The organism is Rothia sp. HMSC069C04, assembly GCF_001812895.1.
GTDB lineage: Bacteria > Actinomycetota > Actinomycetes > Actinomycetales > Micrococcaceae > Rothia.
Genome location: NZ_KV810762.1, coordinates 359,517 through 378,111, shown reverse-complemented (window position 1 = coordinate 378,111; position 18,595 = coordinate 359,517). Strand labels below are relative to the sequence as shown.

Genomic DNA, 18,595 nt, shown 5'->3' with positions numbered 1-18,595 from the left:
GCGAGCTCGAAGAGAAGTGGAAGCAGTGCGTCTCTGACCGCGGCCTCACCCCCAATAAGGCAGGCTATGTCGCCGAGGAAAGCCCGCTGAATGAGCAGCTGAGCAAGAACGGCGGTTACAACGAGCCCGCCTCCGAAGAGGAAATTCGCATCGCCACCATCATGGCAGAATGCAACCAACAGGTCGGCATGAGTCAGCAGCTCTACGACCTGGAGGCACAGTATCAGATGCCGCTCATCCGCAAGTACCAGTCGCAGCTTGAACAGGACCGCAAGGCAGAACGTGAGCGTGACGAGAAGTTCAAGCAGTACGTTCTGGAGCACCAGTAAACCGGGGCGCTAAAAGACAGCGCAAAAACAGTTTAGAAAGACACCGCCATGACCACTCACACGAAAAACCAAAACAGCGGGCACCGCTTTAGCGAACGCATCGCCCGACCCCGCGTGCTCCTGCTGCTCGCAATCCTCGCCATCGGTTCGCTCATGCTGTCCTTCTATCTGGGCACCCGCTACGCCGCCACGGGCCCCGACCCGGCCGTGCAGGCGAAAACCGTGATTCCGGTCTGGGCGAAGGTTGAAGAACGAACCGTCAGCGAGGGTCTCGCCATTGCGGGAACCACCAAGGCTGGAGAGACCGCCCCGATTAGCGCGCGCACCAACGGTGAGCCGGTGCTCGTCTACCAGAACCAGAAGCCCGGTAACGTGCTCAAGGCCGGTGACTTCATCGGCATTATTGGCGCCGACCCGGTCTTCGTGCTGGAAGGGCCGCTGCCGCTGTATCGCGACCTCAACCTGGGCGATAACGGCGACGACGTGCTCGCCTTCCAGAAGGCACTGAACTCCGCCGGGTACGCCACCGCTCAGAGCGGCACCGTCACCGAAGACACCCTCGACGCCGTCACGCGCCTGCACCGCGCGCACCTGACCGGCGTGCCCAGCGAGGGTGTCACCACCATTGCCCGAAGCAACTACGCGATTCTGCCCGGCGGTAGCCACACCGTCACCGCCGTTGCCGCGGTGGGCCAGCTCATCAGCGACGGCAACCCCATCGCGAGCGTAGAAACCAGCGAACCCTACGTGGAATCCAGCGTTGAACTCGCCGTCGCCAACAAGCTCAAGGTGGGCGACCGCGTTAGCCTGCGCACCTCTACCGGCAGCGTGGAGGGAACCATCACCAGCATTGGTGAGCTGCAGAACGACCCCTCCAAGGGCGCGGCGAAGAGCGTGCGATTCAGCGCCGACGACCCGAGCAAGCTCACGCCGGGCCAGAGCGCATCCATCACCAGTAAGGGCAACACCTCAACCACCCTCGCCGTGCCGACTACCGCGGTACGCCAGGACTCCCAGGGCACCTACGTGCTGGTTGAAAAGGGCGGAAGCTCCACCTCGACCAGCAAGGATGCGCCCGCTACCGAACGAGTCAACGTTGAGGTTCTGCGCACCGCCGGCGGATACGCCGCAATCAACGCGAACCTCAGCACGGGACAGAAGGTGCTTGTCTCATGAGCCGCCGTAAGAGAACCCCAGACGCAAGCCCGGGACGTGCGCCTACAGTTGCGCCCAACGTAGCGTCCGCCGCTACACCTGCCGCCGGGCTCGGTACCGCGCCCGCTATCGAAATGCACGGCATTACCCGTGTTTTCGAGGGGAGCGAACGAGCAGTCCTCGATCGTCTCGACCTGGTGGTCGAACGCGGCGAATTCCTCGCCATTATTGGTCCGTCGGGCTCCGGTAAATCCACCCTGCTCAACGCCATTGGCCTGCTCGACACTCCCACCAGCGGAACCTACAGCCTCTTCGGCAAAAACACGGAAGGACTCAGCGACAGAGAACGCGACGAAATGCGCCGAGACCACCTCGGCTTCATCTTCCAATCCTCAAACATGCTGCTGGACGAAACCAGCACGACCAACGCCTCTATGGGTCTGCGCGTGCAGGGCGTACCCTACAGCGAGCGCCTGCAACGCACCGAAGAAACCCTAGAATTTCTGGGGTTGAGCGACCGCGCCAGCATCCGTACCCGCTACCTTTCCGGCGGCGAGAAGCAGCGCTGCGCCATTGCTCGTGCCCTCGCCACGCGCCCGCCGCTGATTCTTGCCGACGAGCCGACCGGCAACCTGGACAGCCACAATAGCGCCAAGGTCATTGAGATTCTTCAGCGCATTAACGCGACCGGCTGTACCGTGCTGGTGATTACCCACGACCCGGAGGTTGCCGCCGCCGCCCGCCGCGTGATCCGCATTGAGGATGGGCGGCTGCACGAGCAGAGCCGCGCCGACTTGGCTACGGTGCCGGTCGCTGAGGTGGTTCCGGTCGCGCAGGATAGCCCGGTAGATGCCTCCGCCAGCCTTGCACCGGGGGAGAAGCCCGCTACGCATCGCCGCGGAAGCTTTCTCACCGACGACAGCATCGAGGCAATCTCGGCGCTCACCTCACGACCGCTACGCACCCTGCTGCTGGGCCTGTCCTTCGCGCTGGGCGTGGGCGGACTCATCAGCGCCTCCGGCATGAGCGAATCCGCCAGCTACCAGGTGAACCAGCGCCTGCTCGGATCCGAACAATCCACGCTCTACATCAGCGACAGGGACAATGACCAGAACATGCTCGGAACCTACCGGCAGGGTGAATCCGCGCAGAATGTTGCCGACCGCATTAGCGCGCTGGACTACGTGAAGAACACCGGATTCGTCAGCAGCGTGGCACCCGCCGACGTGCGAATCACCCGGTTCAGCCCCTACGAGGACGAACCCAAAACGGCGATTGGCCTCAGCTCCACCTCGAAGACCCGGCTCGAGCAAATCGGTGCCCGCATGAACCCCGAAACCCTGCGTGCGCTCGAACAGATGAACTCGACCCTCACCCAGCAGAACGTTGCCGACCGTGAACGCTCCGAGCAGCTCTCCGGCGCTATCGTCTCGGTCTCCGCTGCCCGCGCCCTCGGCATTCTCCCCGAAGATAAGGCGGCAGATAACGCCACAACCGAGCCCCGCCCCGGCGAGCTACCCGCCGTCGACTACGGCATTAAGCTCGGCGGACTGCCGCAGGTGGCACCCGGTGTGAGCATCTGGGTGGATGGTCAGCTGATGCCGGTCGTCGGCCTTTTCGACCCCGGCAATAGCGGCTACGAATTCAGGAATACGGTCATTGTCTCGCCGGGCACACTTCAGCGCACCGGACGCGGCCAGGTCACATACATTGCCGAAACCGAACGGGGCTACGGCAAAGCGGTCGCCAAGGCAATTCCGCTGACCCTCAAGCCCGCTGAACCCAGCCAGATCAACGTGGAAACCCCCTCCGACCTGCAGAGCCTACGCGCGTCTATCGCCTCGGATCTGGGCCTGTACGTGGGTGTGCTCTCCGGTATTCTGCTGGTGCTCGCCTCCCTCTCGGCGGCAACCGCAATGTATCTGTCCGTGCAATCGCGCACCGCAGAGATTGCGTTGCGCCGCGCCATCGGATCGAGTAAATGGCTGATTGCCCGCATCTTCCTCATGGAGGGTGTCATGCTCGGCGTGCTCGGCGGCTCCATCGGCGCCTGCTCCGGCATGATTGCGACCATCATTCTTTCGCTCGTGCAGGGCTGGCAGGCGGTTCTCTCACCCGGATTCGTGGTGCTCGGCGTGGGCGTTGGCGCTCTCACCGGTCTGGTGTCTTCGGCGTACCCGGCGTGGGTGGCGTCCCGCAAGAGCCCCGCCGATGCGATGCGCGGCTAAACCCGTGCCGGGGGAACGCCAGACCCGCCAAATCCCCGAAGTATGACCGGCCAAATAGGTATTAGCTTGCCCAAACCTTAAAATAATGGGAGGTAAAAACAGCAGAAGACTAAGGACAACGCAGTGAGCCGAACGCACACACCGCGCCACGCTGACAAGCATCAAAACACCGAGGCAACCCCAGAAACAACGCCGGAGGGCAAGCGCAATGACCGCGCTGACCGCCGTCCGCCGCTGGGACCCAACGCCCGCAAAAATCTGAGCACCTTCGGCATCATCACCGCCGTGCACACCCTGGCCACCGTGCTTTTCAGCGCGGCGCTCGCGGTCATCATTGCCCGCGCAGCCCACGCGGGGTTTGCCGCGGTCGCCGCCGAACACGCGCGCCTCAAGGAGACGAGCGCGCCGGACGTGTACCGCGCCTACGTTGAGTTCGCCGGCTCCGCCCAGGCACACCTGGAGGCGCACGGCGGCTGGCTGCTCGGACTCGGCGGCATCTTCGGTGACGGCGACGCCATCACCCCCGGCTTGCTCATCGTGGCGGTCCTGGCCCTCGCGGTGCGTTCGGGCGCGGACTACCTGCTGGCGGTGAGCGCGCAGCGTGCCGCCTCCGGAGCGAAGTCTCAGATTCGCCGTAGCCTGTTGCGCCGCGTGCTCGCCACCGGTGGCGCGGACACTCCCGAGGGTACCGGCGCGACCGCGGTGTTGCTTTCGCGCGGCCTGAACGCCCTGGACGACTACTACACCAAGACCCTGACCGCGTTTGTTTCCACCGCGGTGGTGCCGGTCCTGCTGTGGATTGTGGTCGCCTCCCTGGACATGATGAGCGCCCTCGTGTTGCTCTGCACCCTGCCGCTCATTCCCGTGTTCATGGTGCTGATCGGCAAGAACACCCGCACCGAAACCGCGGAGGCGCAGGCCGAGCTGCACCGCCTCTCGGACCACATCCTGGAGCTCGTGCGCGGCCTGCCCGTGATTATCGGTCTGGGCCGTGAACGCGCGCAGACCCGCGCCATGAACTCCCTGGGCCAGCGCTACCGCGAGCGCACCATGCAGACCCTGCGCAGTGCCTTCATGTCTTCGCTGGCTCTCGAGCTGATTACCACCATCTCCGTGGCGCTGATTGCCGTGCTGATTGGTGTGCGCCTGGTCAACGGCACCCTGGGCCTGGACACCGCCATTCTCGTGCTGCTGCTCGCTCCCGAGTGCTACCAGCCGCTGCGCGATGTGGGCGCCGCCTTCCACCAGTCCGAGGACGGCGTGGCCGCCCTGCGTAGCGCCCAGAAGATTATCGATGCGCCCCTGCCCGAGGAAACCGTCGAGGACGACTCGGCCAACCCCGCAGCCATCGAGGTGCGCAACCTGGACGTGAACTACCCCGATCGCCCCGAGGTGCTGACCGACCTGTCGCTGAGCCTGCCTCGCCGCGTGGCTCAGGCGGCGGAGCCCGGTTCGGAACGCGGCACCGTCATCGGCATCATGGGCCCCTCCGGTTGCGGCAAATCCACCCTGCTGAATGTGTTCTCCGGTGCCGTGCGTGAGGGGCTGGTGCCCACCGGCTCGCAGGAGCCGATGCGCGTCACCGGTAGCGTCACCGGCCTGGGCACGACCCTGATGATTCCGCAGTCGCCGGTCTTCACTGCGCCCACCGTGCGCGCCGAAATGGCACTGTACGCCCTGAGCGCCGACGACTCCGAACGCGAGCGCGCCGCGGCCCTGGTGACCGGCGTGCTGGAGCGCGGCGAGTTCGCCGTGAGCCCCGCCGATAACGACCTGATGATGCGCCCGCTGGCGCAGCTGGGCCTTGAGAGCGTGAACGTGCTGGAACCGGGCGCCCTGAGCGCCGGTCAGGCGCGCCGCCTCGCCGTGGCACGTACTCTGGCCCGCGCCGAGGCCATCTACCGCGCCGGCGGCGAGCAGACCGTGCTGACCGTCCTGGTGGACGAGCCCACCGCTCATCTGGACGCCTACTCGGCCTACCTGGTCACCCGTGCCCTGCACCGCCTGGCGGAGCTTGGCGCCACCGTGCTGATCGTGACCCACGAGGGTGAACTGGCCGCGCACTGCGACCACCTCGTGCGAGCCGAGCTGGGCGCGTCCGGATACACTTGGAGCACCTCGCTCAACGCGACCCGCGTGCCCGTGCCCGCTGAAGCCCCCGCGCACCTGCTGGAGCTCAAGAGCGAGCACGAGGCCGAAAGCCGCGCCCTCGTGGAGGCCACCCCCGCCGCGGACGAGAACCCGCAAGAGGAAAAGCCCGCAGGCCTGTTCGCCACCCTGCGCACCCTCAAGGAGCTGACCGGAATCGGTGCGCGCGCCTTCTCCGGCCCCGTGCTGATGGCGGCGACCACCTCCCTGATGGCCGCGGCGCTGACCGCGCTGTCCGGCTGGCTCATCGTGCGCGCGGGCGAGGGTCCCGCCATGATGTACCTGATGGTCGCCATCGTGGGCGTGCGATTCTTCGGCCTGGGCCGCGCGTGCGCCCGCTACGCCGAGCGTCTGATGACCCACTCGAAGGTGCTTGCCGCCGCGAATATTCTGCGTCTGCGCGCCTGGGTTGGCGCCTGGCAGAGCGTGAGCAGCGTGCGCGCCCTGCTGCGCGGCGACGCCCTGCTGGAGCGCCTCGTGGGCGGTATTGACGAGCTTCGCGACGGTATTCCGCGCGTGATTATTCCACCGGCCGCGCACCTGCTGGTCATGATTGCCGCGCTGGTGACGACCACGTGCATCCTGCCCCAGGCCCTGATTCCCGTGCTGGCGGCGGTGCTGGTGAGCACCTTCGTGGCCCCCTGGGCCGTGCTTCGTGCCGATGCCCGCGCGGAGGCTCTGGCCCGCCAGTCCACCGCACGTATGCTGCGCCTGGGCACCGGTATGCTCTCCGCCGCCGAGGACCTGCGCGCCAACGGCGCGGCGAACACCGCCGAACGCGCCAACAACGAGCTGGACGCGCAGAACCTTTCCGCCCTGCAGAAGGGCTCGACCGCCCAGGGCCTGGGCCGAACCCTCGTAGCGCTGAGCTGGTTTGGCGCTGCGCTGGCGAGCGCCGTGATTGCCTACCCGCTGGCCGTAAACGGCACCGTGGGCGCCCCCGAGTCAGCGATCGTGGTGCTGCTGTGCACCGGCATGCTGGAGAGCTCCCTGGGCCATATCGAGGCGGTTCGCTCCTGGCCCGAGTTCGCCCGTCTGCTCGCCTCGATTGCCCCGAGCGTTCGCGACGTATCCCTGGAGGGCGTTGTCGCCACCTCGACCCTGAAGCGTTCCGTGCCCACCGAAGCCGAGGTAGACACCCACGTTCTGCCGCGTCGTGCCGAGCGTCTGCGTGCCCGTGCCGAGGCCGAGATGGAGGAGTTGCTGGAGGCGGACCGCCAGCGTGCCCGCCGCTTCGCGCGCCCCGACTCTGCGGCTGGTTCTAAGAGCGATACCCCGCGCCCGCCCAAGCCAGGCGAGCCCAAGCTGGTCGGATGCGGCACCCCGCAGCAGCTCGGCGTGAAGGTCGCCGGCGCGGCCCCCGCCCTGGCCATGCAGGACGGTTCCGCCCGCTGGCCCGGCATGGACCACCCGGTCTTCGCACACCTGAACCTGACGGCTCGCGAGGGCTCCTGGACCGCGGTGACCGGCCCCTCCGGATCCGGCAAGTCCACCGTGCTGGCTACCCTGCTGGGCTTCCTGCCCCTGGAGTCGGGCCGCATCGAGGCTACCGGCGAGGCGCTGGCCCCCGAAGAGCTGCGCGGCTACGCGGCCTGGTGCCCGCAGGCGGCGCATATCTTCGAGTCGACCCTCGAGGGTAACCTGCTGCTGGCCCGTGACCGTTCGGATCGACCGAGCGAGGAGGATCTCATCGAGGTTCTGCGCCGCGTGGGTCTGGGCGAGTGGTTTGACGCCCTGCCGAAGGGCCTACGCACTCCCGTGGGCGCCGGCGGTTCCTTCCTGTCGGGTGGTCAGCGTCAGCGTCTGGCGGTGGCTCGCGCCCTGCTGGTGAACTCGCCGGTTCTGCTGCTGGATGAGCCGACCGCGCACCTGGACGCCGAGTCTGCCCGCGCGCTCATGGCCGACCTGGATACGGCAACCCGCGCCAGCTCGGTGGCCACGGTTCTGGTGTCGCACCGTCCCGAGGATGTCGCCCACTGCGACGAGGTGGTTCGCCTCTAAACGCACCCGGGCGGCAGGCACCGCGTGCGAGGCTGAACGCAAGAAACTGCCCGCAAGAAACTGCGAGGAAGGCCCCGGTACTTCACGGAAGTACCGGGGCATTTCTGCGTGCGCAGATAGTTCTGAGTGTTTATATCTCCGCGCGAATAGGTTCGAGTGAGGGGGAGGAGGGAGCTAAACCCAGCCGAGTATTTGCGCGCTCATCCGCAGCAGCATGAGGGTCATAACGATAACGAGCACGCGGCGAATGAATCGCTCGCCCAGGTGAATTGCGGTGCGGGCACCAACCCAGCTTCCCGCCATGTTGGCGCATCCCATGGCGATTCCGAGGAGCCAGTGAATTGAGCCCAGCGGAATGAAGTAGAGGAGCGCGCCGAGGTTGGTGGCGGTGTTGAGAACCTTGGCGGCGGCGGTCGCGTGGAGCATATCGTAGCCCATGGCTACCTGCAGGGCGACGAGCATCATCGCGCCGGTGCCAGCCCCGAGGATGCCGTCGTAGCCGCCCAGAATCAGACCCAGCGCAAAGCCGCGCACTAGGAACGATGAGGTTGTGAGCGCGCGAGACTGTCCGCGAGGTATGCGCGGTTGTAGCACCGAGAAGACGAGGATAGCGGCTAGAACCACCACAATGGCGGGGCGGAAAATATGTGCCGGCAGGATCGTGGCGCAGTACGCGCCGTCGGCGGAGGCGCAGAACGCCACGAACGCTACGGGGAGCAGGATTTTCCACGGGATTTTGAGCGAGCGAATATAGGTTGAGGCACTCATTAAAGTGCCCATGGCGCTGGCAACTTTATTGGTGCTCAGAGCGGCGATGGGTGAGAATCCGGGCGCCATGAGCAGGGCGGGGAGCTGGATCATGCCGCCTCCGCCCACGACAGAGTCGATGCATCCCGCGCAGAAGGCAGCGAGCAGGAGCACGATAAATAACTCTGGTGTGACGGACAGTAAATCAAGCACGACAAATCCTCTAAGAACAATGCGTCAATAAATGTGTGCTGTGTTACTTAAGGTACACCACATAAAAGCCGGGGGTGAAGACACACACAACGTGTCTTCACCCCCGGCTTCGTTAGCAACCTGAGGTCGAAAGGCTGTGAACGGCGCGCCTAGAAGAGCTTTTCACCCTCGGGGCTGACCGCCAGCGCCGCGGAAACCACCGCGTAGTTCGGACCAACCACACCGATGCTCTGGGTGAGCATCACGCCGGAGCCGTCGCGGGCACCGTGCTCGGTCGGCAGGGAACGAGCCACGCCGCCGGAGGATGCCGCCTTCGCCGGGCCCACGCCAACCCAGGCCAGGGCCAGCTGGCTCTCACCGGTGAGGAATCGGTGCGCGCGCACGCCACCGGTCGCGCGGCCCTTCTGCGGGTACTCGCTCAGCGCGGTGACCTTGGCGCTCGCCAGGCCGTCCTTGCCGTTGGTGACGGTCACGACCTCCGCCGCGTCGCCGGGCGCGGTCACACCCAGGGCGATGACGCGGTCGCCGTCGGCAAGCTTAATGCCGGCGATACCGCCGCCGGTGCGTCCCTGCGGACGAACCTTCGCGGCATCGAAGGTCAGCAGTTTTGCGTCGCGGGTGACGAAGGTGAGCACCGCATCGTCGGTGGGGCAGGGGGCTGCGGCTACGATTTCGTCGCCGTCCTTGAGCTTCATGATGTCCCACTCGGTCTGGTTCAGCGGGTAGTCGGGGTTCACGCGCTTAATCACGCCGCCGGCGGTTGCCATCGCCAGCACCGTGCTCAGCGGCACGAGTGCAATCAGCCTCTCACCCTTAGCAAGCTGAACCAGCTCGGTTGCCTTCACCGCCGACGCCATGGAGGGGGTGCCGCCGTTCTCGTCCAGCACCGGAATGTCCATGACGGACAGACGCACCATGCGTCCGGCGGAGGTGACGGCACCAATCTCACCGCGTGCGGTGGTCGGCACAATCGAAGCGAACACGTCGTGCTTGAAGCGCTTGCCGGGGTCCACGAGGGCCTCGCGGATGGGCTTGCCGGGGGTGCGTCCCATCATGCCGGATGCCGAAAGTAGCACCCAGCAGGGATCGTCGGCAATCTCGAGGGCCAGGCCCAGGCTCTTCTTCGCCTTGGACTGCGCGGTGACCGCCTCGATGGCGACCTGCATCTCGTCCTTGGTCTTGAGCTGGGTGCGGCGGTCGGTGCCGTAGCGTTCGGCGACCTCGGCGAGCTCGTCAGAAACCAGCTCGCGCAGCGCCGCATCGGAGCCGAGGATGCGCTGCAGCTCCGCGATTTCCTGCTGCAGGGTATCGCGTTCTGCTTCCAACTCCAGGCGGGAGTACTTGGTGAGCTGGCGCAGGCGTAGCTCCAGAATGTGGTTCGCCTGCGTGTCGGTCAGGTCGAAGACGACCTTCAGCTTTTCGCGTGCCTGAGCGGTCTCATCAGACTCACGAATAATCTGGATGACCTCGTCAATGTCGAGGATGGCCACGAGCAGGCCCTCCACCAGGTGCAGGCGGTCGGTGCGCTTGCCCAGGCGGAACTCGGTGCGGCGGCGGACCACGTTCAGGCGGTGGTCAATGTACACGCGCATCAGGTCGAGCAGGCCGAGGGTCTGCGGCTGACCGTCCACGAGCGCCACATTGTTGATACCGAAGGAGTCCTCGAGCGGGGTGTGCTTGTATAGGGCGGCGAGCACGGCCTCGGGGTTGAAGCCGTTCTTAATCTCGATGACCAGGCGCAGACCGTTGGTGCGGTCGGTCAGGTCGACCACATCGGAGATGCCGGTGAGTTTCTTGGAGTTGACGCCGTCCTTGATCTTTTCGATGACCTTTTCGGGGCCGACCATGTACGGCAGCTCGGTGACGACGATGCCCTGCTTGCGGGGGCTGACCTGCTCGATTGAGACCTTCGCGCGGGTCTTGAAGGTGCCTCGGCCGGTTTCGTAGGCGTCACGGATTCCGCTCAGGCCCACGATGGTGCCGCCGGTGGGCAGGTCGGGGCCGGGAATGAACTTCATGATGTCTTTGAGGGTCGCCTCGGGGTGCGCGATGAGGTGGCAGGTACCGGCGATGACCTCGCGCAGGTTGTGCGGCGCCATATTGGTTGCCATACCGACCGCGATGCCGGTAGTGCCGTTGACGAGCAGATTCGGGAACGCGGCGGGCAGCACGGAAGGCTGCATGAACTGGTTGTCGTAGTTCGGTACGAAGTCGACCACGTCTTCTTCGAGGTCCGCGGTGAGCGCCTGCGCGGCGGGTGCCATGCGCGCCTCGGTGTATCGGGCGGCTGCCGGGCCGTCGTCGAGGGAGCCGAAGTTACCGTGACCGTCCACGAGGGGCAGACGCAGCGCGAAGGGCTGAGCGAGGCGCACCATCGCGTCGTAGATGGCGGCGTCGCCGTGCGGGTGGAGCTTACCCATGACCTCACCGGTCACGCGGGCGCTCTTGACGTGGCCCTTATCGGGGCGCAGACCCATCTGCTGCATCATGTAGAGGATGCGGCGCTGCACGGGCTTGAGGCCGTCGCGGGCATCGGGGAGGGCGCGCGAATAAATCACCGAGTAGGAGTATTCCAGGAAGCTGGTTTCCATCTCGGCGGATACGTCGATGTCGACGATATTCTCTACCACATCCACCGGGTAGTCGCTGACGGCGGATTTGGATCGGCGAGCCATATATCTCCTCGTGTCGGTGTGTTTTCGCTCCTCCTATTTTAGCGGGTGGGAGCGGATGAATCGGGCTGGTTGGTCAGCGTCATCTGTGGGGTGCACCAAGACGGTCGCGGGGCACTAACCGATGCGCAGAGTGAGTGCCAAAGGGGCTCTGACCGATGCGCGGCGGGGGAGCGCACGCCGTCATATGCGCCTGTATTAGCGTGGTCAAGTAGCATAGCCTGGCTGGAACCCTCTAAGGTAGAGAGGAGTAATACCTAACCGCCTTCATCGTGTGCGCCGACCGACGTCGCCTCATGAGGGCACCGCACGAAAGAGGTACGATGTACGCCCCCACCCCCGAACGCGAGCAACTGGTCGCAGACATTAAGCATGCCGGTTTCTACCCCGACCTCGTGCTGGAAGTGGTGGATGACGCTCTGGCGGGCATGAACCCGGATGCCCACTTTGTACAGCATGAAACCCACTTCTCGCGCGATGATTTTCACCGCCACATTACCGTGATGGTGCTGTGCGGTGAGCACGTCATCTTTGCGCACCTGGACGACCAGCACCTTGAGGGCGACGCGCAGGGTACCGTGGCGCACGTGAGCGTGGAGGCGGTGCACCTGAGCGCCCTGAACGCGGTCACCATCAGCTACGGTTTCAGCCAGCCGCAGGCGTACAACGCCGGTAGCACCGCACCGACTGAGATTTCGTTCCAGATTGCCTGGACCGGCTCCCTGCACGTGGAGCTGGCGCCCGCCGGTTGCCAGGATCCGCAGTGCAACGCCGACCACGGCTACACCGGTGATGCCCGCCGTGAGGACATTGCAGTGCGTGTTTCTGCGACCGCTGACGGCCCGGAGTCGGTTCAGCGTGCGCAGCATTTTGCGCGTGCGCTGCACCGTGCCCGCATGTACGCAACCCGCCGATAAGCACCGGCGGTAGCGCTCGCCGCACGATAACAGCCCGCGCGGTGCCCCGTACTTTCACACACCCGCCACACCCCTGAGAGGACCTTATGACGGTAAAGACCACCCTGCACGATGTTCTGGGCGCGCCGTTGCCTCCCGCGCCCGCCTACGGCAGCAATAGCATCGCCGATGTGCTGGAGTCCGCTTCCTCTCTGGTGGCTCAGCGAAGCCTGGCGCGCCCCGCGCACGCCCTGGATTCTGACCCGGCGTTCAACTCTGTTGCCGACCCGCTGAACCTTGCCGGTCGCCTCGCGGAGCAGGATGTTGATCCGGTGTCTTTCCGTCACGCCTGCGTGGTCATGGTGGACGGCCTGGGTGAGCAGCTGCTCAATAGCTACAGCGGCTACGCGCCCGCCCTGCGTAAGACCCTGAACCTGGGCCCGCTGGACGCCGCGTTCCCTACCACGACCGCCGCCTCCCTGACCTCGTTGGGCACCGGCACGGCACCCGGCGCGCACGGCATTGCCGGCTACGAGGTGCGCAACCCGGCAGGTAATGGGGGAGCGGGCTCGGTCATGAACCACCTGTCCGGCTGGGATCAGACGGTGGACCCGCACGCCTGGCAGCCGCTGCCGACCGTGCTGGAACGCCACCATACGAACCGCCGCGTGCTCACCATTTCGCTGGGTAAGTACCGCGGTACCGGCCTGACGGAGGCGGCGCTGCGCGGCGGCGACTTCGTGGATGCTGTCGGCTATAATGCCCGTGTCACCTACGCCCTGGAGGCGCTCTCCAGCCGCACCCCGACCACCGTGTACCTGTACTGGGGCGAGATTGACGCGGCGGGCCACCGCTACGGTGTGGGCAGCGACAAATGGCTGCAACAGCTGGAGGAACTGAACTCGGCGCTGAAGCGTCTGGCGGAGCGCGCCCCAGCGTGGGCGGCACTCTTCGTCACCGCCGATCACGGCATGGTGAACGTGCCCGCACACCATCGCATCGACTACTCCGGTGTGGAAGAGCTGACCCGCAATATCGCCATGACCGCCGGTGAACCGCGCGCCGTGCACCTGTACCTCGAAGACACCTCGGAGGCGGCACGTACCGCCACCGCTCAGCGTTGGGCGCAGTACTGGGGCGAGCGCGCCTGGGTGATTGACTCTCGCGAACTGATGCGTGCCGGCTACTTCGGCCCGGTCATCACGGATGCGGCGCGCGGCCGCATTGGCGACCTAATGGTGTGTGCTCGCGACGACTGGGCGCTGTACGATATGCGCCACTACCAGGAGCGTGCCCTGCACATGGTTGGTCAGCACGGTTCGCTCACGGACGCGGAACGTCTGGTGCCGTTGCGCATGCTCAAGACTTTCTAAAGTCTTAGAGGGCGCAGGCTGAGAAGCATACGAAAACCGCTGGTTATTCGGGTGAATAACCAGCGGTTTTCGTATGTCTAGAGGTCTGTTTCTAGATGCCCTTATCGGGCGGCGCGAGGGCGGTCGCTACTTGCGGCTACCGAAGATGATGTCGTCCCATGCCGGAACGCTTACACGCTGCTTCTTCGAGGAGGAAGGCTTGGGCTTCTCCTCGGATGCAGAATCGGCGGAGGCGGGCTCAGGCTGTGCTTCAGCTGCGGGCGCCTCAGAAGCGGGCGCGTCCTCGACGGGTGCCGGCAGGGCGAAGGACTCGACCGGAACGGAATCAGCGGGTGCTTCCGAATCCACAGCCAGCGGGTCGGTGGTTTCGACGGTGGTTTCTGCGGTGGGCTCGGGGGCTGCCGGTGCAGCAGGTGCCGCAGGCGCTACCTGGGCAGCGGGTGCAGCGGGCTCAACCGGTGCTACAGGCTCAGCGGGCTCAGTGGGCTCGCGGTGCACGAACACCTCGGGCTCCTCAACCTGTGCCGGGCGCACCGAGCGGGCGCGCTCCAAAAGCTCCTTGAGCTTACGCTCATCAGCGCTCTCAGAAGAAGTAAGGGGTGCCGGTGCGGGCTCGGGTGACTTCGGCAGGCGGGCGGGAGGAACCTCCACGGGAGCCTTCTTAGCGGCGGCGGCAACAGCGTCCTCACTGTTGCCCATCAGGAAGTACGCCGCCTCATTCGACGCGTACAGGCCCTGGTTCGCCGGGTTGTACACCCAACGTGCGGGGAAGACGACCTGCGCGGGCAGGTTCTGACGCACCGAATCCTTCAGCGCAATATCAACCTCAACGCGCCACTGGCCGTTCTCCTGCTGGCGGGTGGTCCAGTCCTGGGTTGCCTCCTCAAAACCGTAACGCTCAGAGACTTCCTCAATGCGGGCGCTCAGGGTCACCGGGATCTGTGCGGTACCCGAAGCGGAGCTGCGGCGACCAATCTTCACGCTCTGAGCGGCACGAATAATGTGAGCACGCTCAGCAACAATCGGCCACTCGTAGCGGCGCACGCGCTCCGGCTCCCAACCGGACTCTTCAGCGATTTCCTCAACGGAGGCACCCTGACGGAAACGGGTCTGAATATCGCGCGGACCGTAGGTGCCCTTAGCGCCCAGACCGCGGGCGGGCTGAATACGGCGAGCCTTGGTGATGCTCGTGCGCAGGTTCGCGTCAATCGGCAGCAAGAAGCGGGTGCCGTCAGCAGACTCAAGCACCAGATTTTCGCCGTCATCGTGAACGCCAATCAGACGCAGTTCAAGCATGAGAACCTCCATAGGTGAACCGGACGCGTTCGTGAATGTGTTGCACGGAACGCAAACTACCTACCAGGGTACCGTGAAAGCGCGGTAAATCAGTAGCGGAGGCGGGATTTTCCCCAAAAAAAGATGTACTTTTCGGACCGAAAAAGCTAGAATGTGACGCCTAAACCGTCCAAAGCCTACCCAGGATTAGACAAATAGGGTGCCAATGGTGAACAATACCTGGCATGCCGTCGGGGTTAAATCCTCACCAGCGGCACCTAGAGCACTCATTAAACCAGCGTGGCCTAGTTCAACACACAGCCACAGAACCAACGGAGCGTGAAAGTTTGGCAACTGATTACGATGCACCTCGCAAGCAGGACGAAGAGCAGAACGAAGAGTCCTACGAGGAGCTGAACGCCCGCCGTTCCGAGATGCAGTCCGGTGCGGTGGACGAAGACGAAAACAGCGCAGCAGAAAGCTTCGAGCTGCCCGGTGCTGACCTCTCCAACGAGGAGCTGAACGTTGTTGTTCTGCCCGCTCAGGACGACGAGTTCACCTGCGCATCCTGCTTCCTGGTGCGCCACCGCTCGCAGATTGCACGCGAAGAGGGCGGCCTGTTCTACTGCGTCGAGTGCGAGGGCTAAAACTTTAGGGAAGGGCTAACACCCACCCGACATACACCTCATGACGGGGCGAGTGCCGAGTGCACCCGCCCCGTTGAGTATGTGAAAGCCGCGCACGCAAGAATAGCGCCGCGTCGCATCCAACGCGGCACAGCGCGTGCTGAACGCGAACACACAACGAAAACACCCCGCAGTAGAGCCTCAACACAGCGCGAGGTGATGGCACAGACACCCGCGAAAGGTTAGAGTATTGACCATGATGACCCCCGTAAACGTCCACATTAAGCTGCTCGACCCCGAGCTGCCCGCACCCACCTACGCAAAGCCCGGCGACGCCGGCGCTGACCTGCGCTCCCGCATCGACTTCGAACTGGAGCCGGGCGAACGCGCCCTCGTCCCCACCGGCGTGGCAATTGCCCTGCCTGAAGGTTACGTTGGTCTGGTGCACCCGCGCTCCGGCCTGGCAACCAAGAACGGTATCACCATTGTGAACGCACCCGGCACCGTTGATTCCGGCTACCGCGGTGAGCTGATGGTCACCCTGCTCAACACTGACAAGACCAAGTCCTTCCACGTTCAGCGCGGCGACCGTATCGCCCAGCTGATCATTCAGAAGTACGAGCACGCAACCTTTACCGTGGTGGATGAACTGGATCAGACCGAACGCGGCTCCAGCGGCTTCGGCTCCAGCGGAATCCACTAGTCTGCTCTCACCGCGATTGTCGCACGAGAGAAGAGAAGAAACCCCCGCACCCCGCGTGCGGTGAAAGTAGGAATACCATGTTCGGATTTGGTAAGAAGAAGCACGCCGCCGAGGTTGAAGAGGCAAAGACCGAAGAGGCAGCCGAGGCGACCGAAGAAACCACTGAAGCTGAGGACAGCGCGGCTGAGGGCGCTGAAACTGAAAGCACCGAAGCTGACGCTCCCGAGGTCATCAAGTACGACCGCGTCAACGGCCCGCACGATATTGAAGAAGTCACCGCCGAAGACCTCGAAGACTACGTCGACCTGGGTGCACTGCGCATCAAGCTGCTCGACGGCATGAACCTGCGCCTCGAAACTGACGACGCAACCGGCGCGGTTATCGCCGCAACCATCACCCGCGACGGCGCAACCTTGCAGGTGCAGGCATTCGCCGCACCGCGCACCACCGGCATCTGGGACGACATCCGTCACGATCTGACCGAGTCCGTCGCATCCCAGGGCGGCATCGTTGAAATCTACGCCGGCGTATTCGGTGCCGAGATGCTGACCCGCCTGCCCGCCGTCACCCCGGACGGTCAGCCCGGCGAGCGCATCGCCCGCTTCGTGGGTGTGGACGGCCCCCGCTGGTTCCTGCGCGGCGTCATCTCCGGCGCGGCTGTGCTCGGTGACGATAAGGCTGCCGCCTCCGTGGAGGAAGTCTTCCGCACTGTCGTGGTGGACCGTGGCGACGACCCGCGCCCGCCGCGCGAGCTGCTGCCCATGACTCTGCCCGCCGACCTGGTCGTTGCGGCTGAGGAAGAGCCCGCCGTGGAGGAAGAGACCGAGAACGAGCACAGCAAGCTGCGCCCGATGCCTCGCCGCGGCCCTGAGATTACCGAGATTGGCTAATGCCTGAGTTTTCGAACTACCCGAGTGCGCTCGCGGTTCCTGAGGAGCAGATTCTTGCTCCCGGGTACCCCGAGCGCTTTCGCGTACGCCTTGCCGGACGCGTGGAGCAGGTGTGGTTGCCTGCCCTGCAGGATAAACCGATGTACCGTGCCGAGCTGGTGGTGGCTAAGTCGAAGCCCCTGCAGTGGTCGAGCCCGCTGGCGCTGATTGGTATGCCGATTGTGGAGCCGCCCGGTGAGGATTTCGAGGAGGAATCCGAGGACCCCGAGAAGCAGCACCATTTGAACACGGCGTCTTTGGCGACTGTGGCGGTGCAGGAGCCTCACGAGGTGTCTTTCCCGCCGTATGCGCCGTTCAACCCGGGGGATAGGGTGCTGCTGAAGTGGCAGGGGCAGCGGATGGTGCCCGGCGTGCTTGCCGGTGCGTTGTTGCGTTGTTCCGGTGTGGTGTCGGTGAGGGCTCATCAGCCGGTGATTTATAACCCGCGCTATGAGATCGTGCCGCAATTCTTTGCTGAGAAGGGAAAACATGAGCGCTGAGCAGTCTTCAACCCAGCCCGATCCGAACGCTAACCCCGCAACTAGCCCGGCTACTGACCCGGCGCAGGAGGAGAATCAGCTGGCGCAGAGCCTGAGCGCCTCCATGGGTGCGAATATGCGCCGCACCGCCAACGGCGATGTGGATATTCTGCACGCTATCGGCGGCTGGCGCGGCCTGGTGGAATCCTCCCTGCCCGCGGTGGCGTTCCTGGTGCTGTTCACCGTGACGAAGGAACTGAACCTGTCCCTGATTGCGGCGCTGGCTGCGGCGGGCGTGTTCACGCTGATTCGTCTGGTGCAGGGCTCTAAGCTGGTGAGTGCGCTGACCGGTCTGGTGGGCGTGGCAATTTGTGCGTTTGCCGCGTACCGTACCGGTAATGCGAGCGACTACTTTGTGGTGGGCTTCTGGACGAACGGCGTGTACATCCTGGCGTATCTGCTGTCGATGCTGGTGCGTTGGCCGCTGATGGGTCTGATTTTTGCGGTCATTCGCGGTGAGGCGCTGAGCTGGCGCCAGAACCCGGTACGCCTGCGCCAGTACATGCTGGCGACCTGGATTATTACCGTGCTAATGATGCTACGCCTTGCCGTGCAGGTGCCCCTGTATTTTGCGAATAATGTGGAGGCGCTGGGCGCGACCCGCCTGATCATGGGTCTGCCGCTGTACGCTTTGGGTGTGTGGCTGGCGTGGCGCGTGTCGGCTCCCGAGGAGGCGCCGGTGAGCGAGGACCCCGAGGCGCTGGATGCTGAAGAAACTGAGGTGCCCGGAGAGTCTGGAAGCTCCAAGAACCGCTAAATCA

General features: G+C 64.7%; 13 protein-coding genes and 1 pseudogene. 11 read left to right on the top strand and 3 right to left on the bottom strand.

The window, feature by feature from the left end:
* The 4 genes and pseudogenes from HMPREF2879_RS09025 to HMPREF2879_RS09010 form a co-directional block, all read left to right on the top strand.
* Positions 1–329, top strand: a pseudogene (locus HMPREF2879_RS09025) (multidrug transporter); the annotation flags it as partial.
* Positions 330–377: 48 nt separating this feature from the next.
* Complete coding sequence (locus HMPREF2879_RS09020; protein ID WP_070635389.1) at positions 378–1,505, top strand: efflux RND transporter periplasmic adaptor subunit; 1,128 nt, start codon at positions 378–380, stop codon at positions 1,503–1,505.
* Positions 1,502–3,712 carry an ABC transporter ATP-binding protein/permease gene (locus HMPREF2879_RS09015; RefSeq protein WP_070635387.1) on the top strand — a complete coding sequence of 737 codons (2,211 nt, stop codon included), beginning with the start codon at positions 1,502–1,504 and terminating at the stop codon, positions 3,710–3,712. The genes HMPREF2879_RS09020 and HMPREF2879_RS09015 overlap by 4 nt, the downstream gene beginning before the upstream one ends.
* A 123-nt stretch (positions 3,713–3,835) precedes the next feature.
* Complete coding sequence (locus HMPREF2879_RS09010) at positions 3,836–7,861, top strand: thiol reductant ABC exporter subunit CydD/CydC (protein ID WP_070635385.1); 4,026 nt, start codon at positions 3,836–3,838, stop codon at positions 7,859–7,861.
* Between the two features lie 174 nt (positions 7,862–8,035).
* On the opposite strand, the gene HMPREF2879_RS09005 is transcribed toward HMPREF2879_RS09010, so the two are convergent.
* Both HMPREF2879_RS09005 and HMPREF2879_RS09000 read right to left on the bottom strand, forming a co-directional pair.
* Positions 8,036–8,782, bottom strand: a complete 747-nt coding sequence (locus HMPREF2879_RS09005; RefSeq protein WP_161800405.1) for a sulfite exporter TauE/SafE family protein — start codon at positions 8,780–8,782, stop codon at positions 8,036–8,038.
* Positions 8,783–8,970: 188 nt separating this feature from the next.
* Positions 8,971–11,496 carry a DNA gyrase/topoisomerase IV subunit A gene (locus HMPREF2879_RS09000; RefSeq protein ID WP_070635383.1) on the bottom strand — a complete coding sequence of 842 codons (2,526 nt, stop codon included), beginning with the start codon at positions 11,494–11,496 and terminating at the stop codon, positions 8,971–8,973.
* Between the two features lie 320 nt (positions 11,497–11,816).
* On the opposite strand from HMPREF2879_RS09000, the gene HMPREF2879_RS08995 reads away from it, so the two are divergent.
* Both HMPREF2879_RS08995 and HMPREF2879_RS08990 read left to right on the top strand, forming a co-directional pair.
* Complete coding sequence (locus HMPREF2879_RS08995) at positions 11,817–12,410, top strand: DUF5998 family protein (RefSeq protein WP_070635381.1); 594 nt, start codon at positions 11,817–11,819, stop codon at positions 12,408–12,410.
* Positions 12,411–12,496: 86 nt separating this feature from the next.
* A complete protein-coding gene (locus tag HMPREF2879_RS08990) occupies positions 12,497–13,762 on the top strand; it encodes an alkaline phosphatase family protein (protein ID WP_070635379.1) in 1,266 nt (421 codons plus the stop codon).
* A 126-nt stretch (positions 13,763–13,888) separates the two neighbouring features.
* Here HMPREF2879_RS08990 and sepH read toward each other — a convergent pair whose 3' ends face one another.
* Positions 13,889–15,058, bottom strand: a complete 1,170-nt coding sequence (gene sepH / locus HMPREF2879_RS08985) for a septation protein SepH (RefSeq protein ID WP_210399487.1) — start codon at positions 15,056–15,058, stop codon at positions 13,889–13,891.
* Between the two features lie 326 nt (positions 15,059–15,384).
* Between sepH and HMPREF2879_RS08980 the strand changes: the two genes are divergently transcribed.
* The 5 genes from HMPREF2879_RS08980 to HMPREF2879_RS08960 all read left to right on the top strand — a co-directional run bounded on the left by HMPREF2879_RS08980 (position 15,385) and on the right by HMPREF2879_RS08960 (position 18,591).
* A complete protein-coding gene (locus HMPREF2879_RS08980) occupies positions 15,385–15,684 on the top strand; it encodes a DUF4193 domain-containing protein (protein ID WP_049340600.1) in 300 nt (99 codons plus the stop codon).
* Between the two features lie 235 nt (positions 15,685–15,919).
* Positions 15,920–16,366, top strand: a complete 447-nt coding sequence (gene dut, locus HMPREF2879_RS08975) for a dUTP diphosphatase (protein WP_070635375.1) — start codon at positions 15,920–15,922, stop codon at positions 16,364–16,366.
* A gap of 77 nt (positions 16,367–16,443) precedes the next feature.
* Positions 16,444–17,256 carry a DUF3710 domain-containing protein gene (locus tag HMPREF2879_RS08970; RefSeq protein ID WP_070635373.1) on the top strand — a complete coding sequence of 271 codons (813 nt, stop codon included), beginning with the start codon at positions 16,444–16,446 and terminating at the stop codon, positions 17,254–17,256.
* Positions 17,256–17,795 carry a hypothetical protein gene (locus HMPREF2879_RS08965; RefSeq protein WP_012903717.1) on the top strand — a complete coding sequence of 180 codons (540 nt, stop codon included), beginning with the start codon at positions 17,256–17,258 and terminating at the stop codon, positions 17,793–17,795. The genes HMPREF2879_RS08970 and HMPREF2879_RS08965 overlap by 1 nt, the downstream gene beginning before the upstream one ends.
* A complete protein-coding gene (locus HMPREF2879_RS08960) occupies positions 17,785–18,591 on the top strand; it encodes a DUF3159 domain-containing protein (RefSeq protein ID WP_070635371.1) in 807 nt (268 codons plus the stop codon). Before HMPREF2879_RS08965 ends, HMPREF2879_RS08960 begins: the two co-directional genes overlap by 11 nt.
* Positions 18,592–18,595 lie beyond the last annotated feature (4 nt).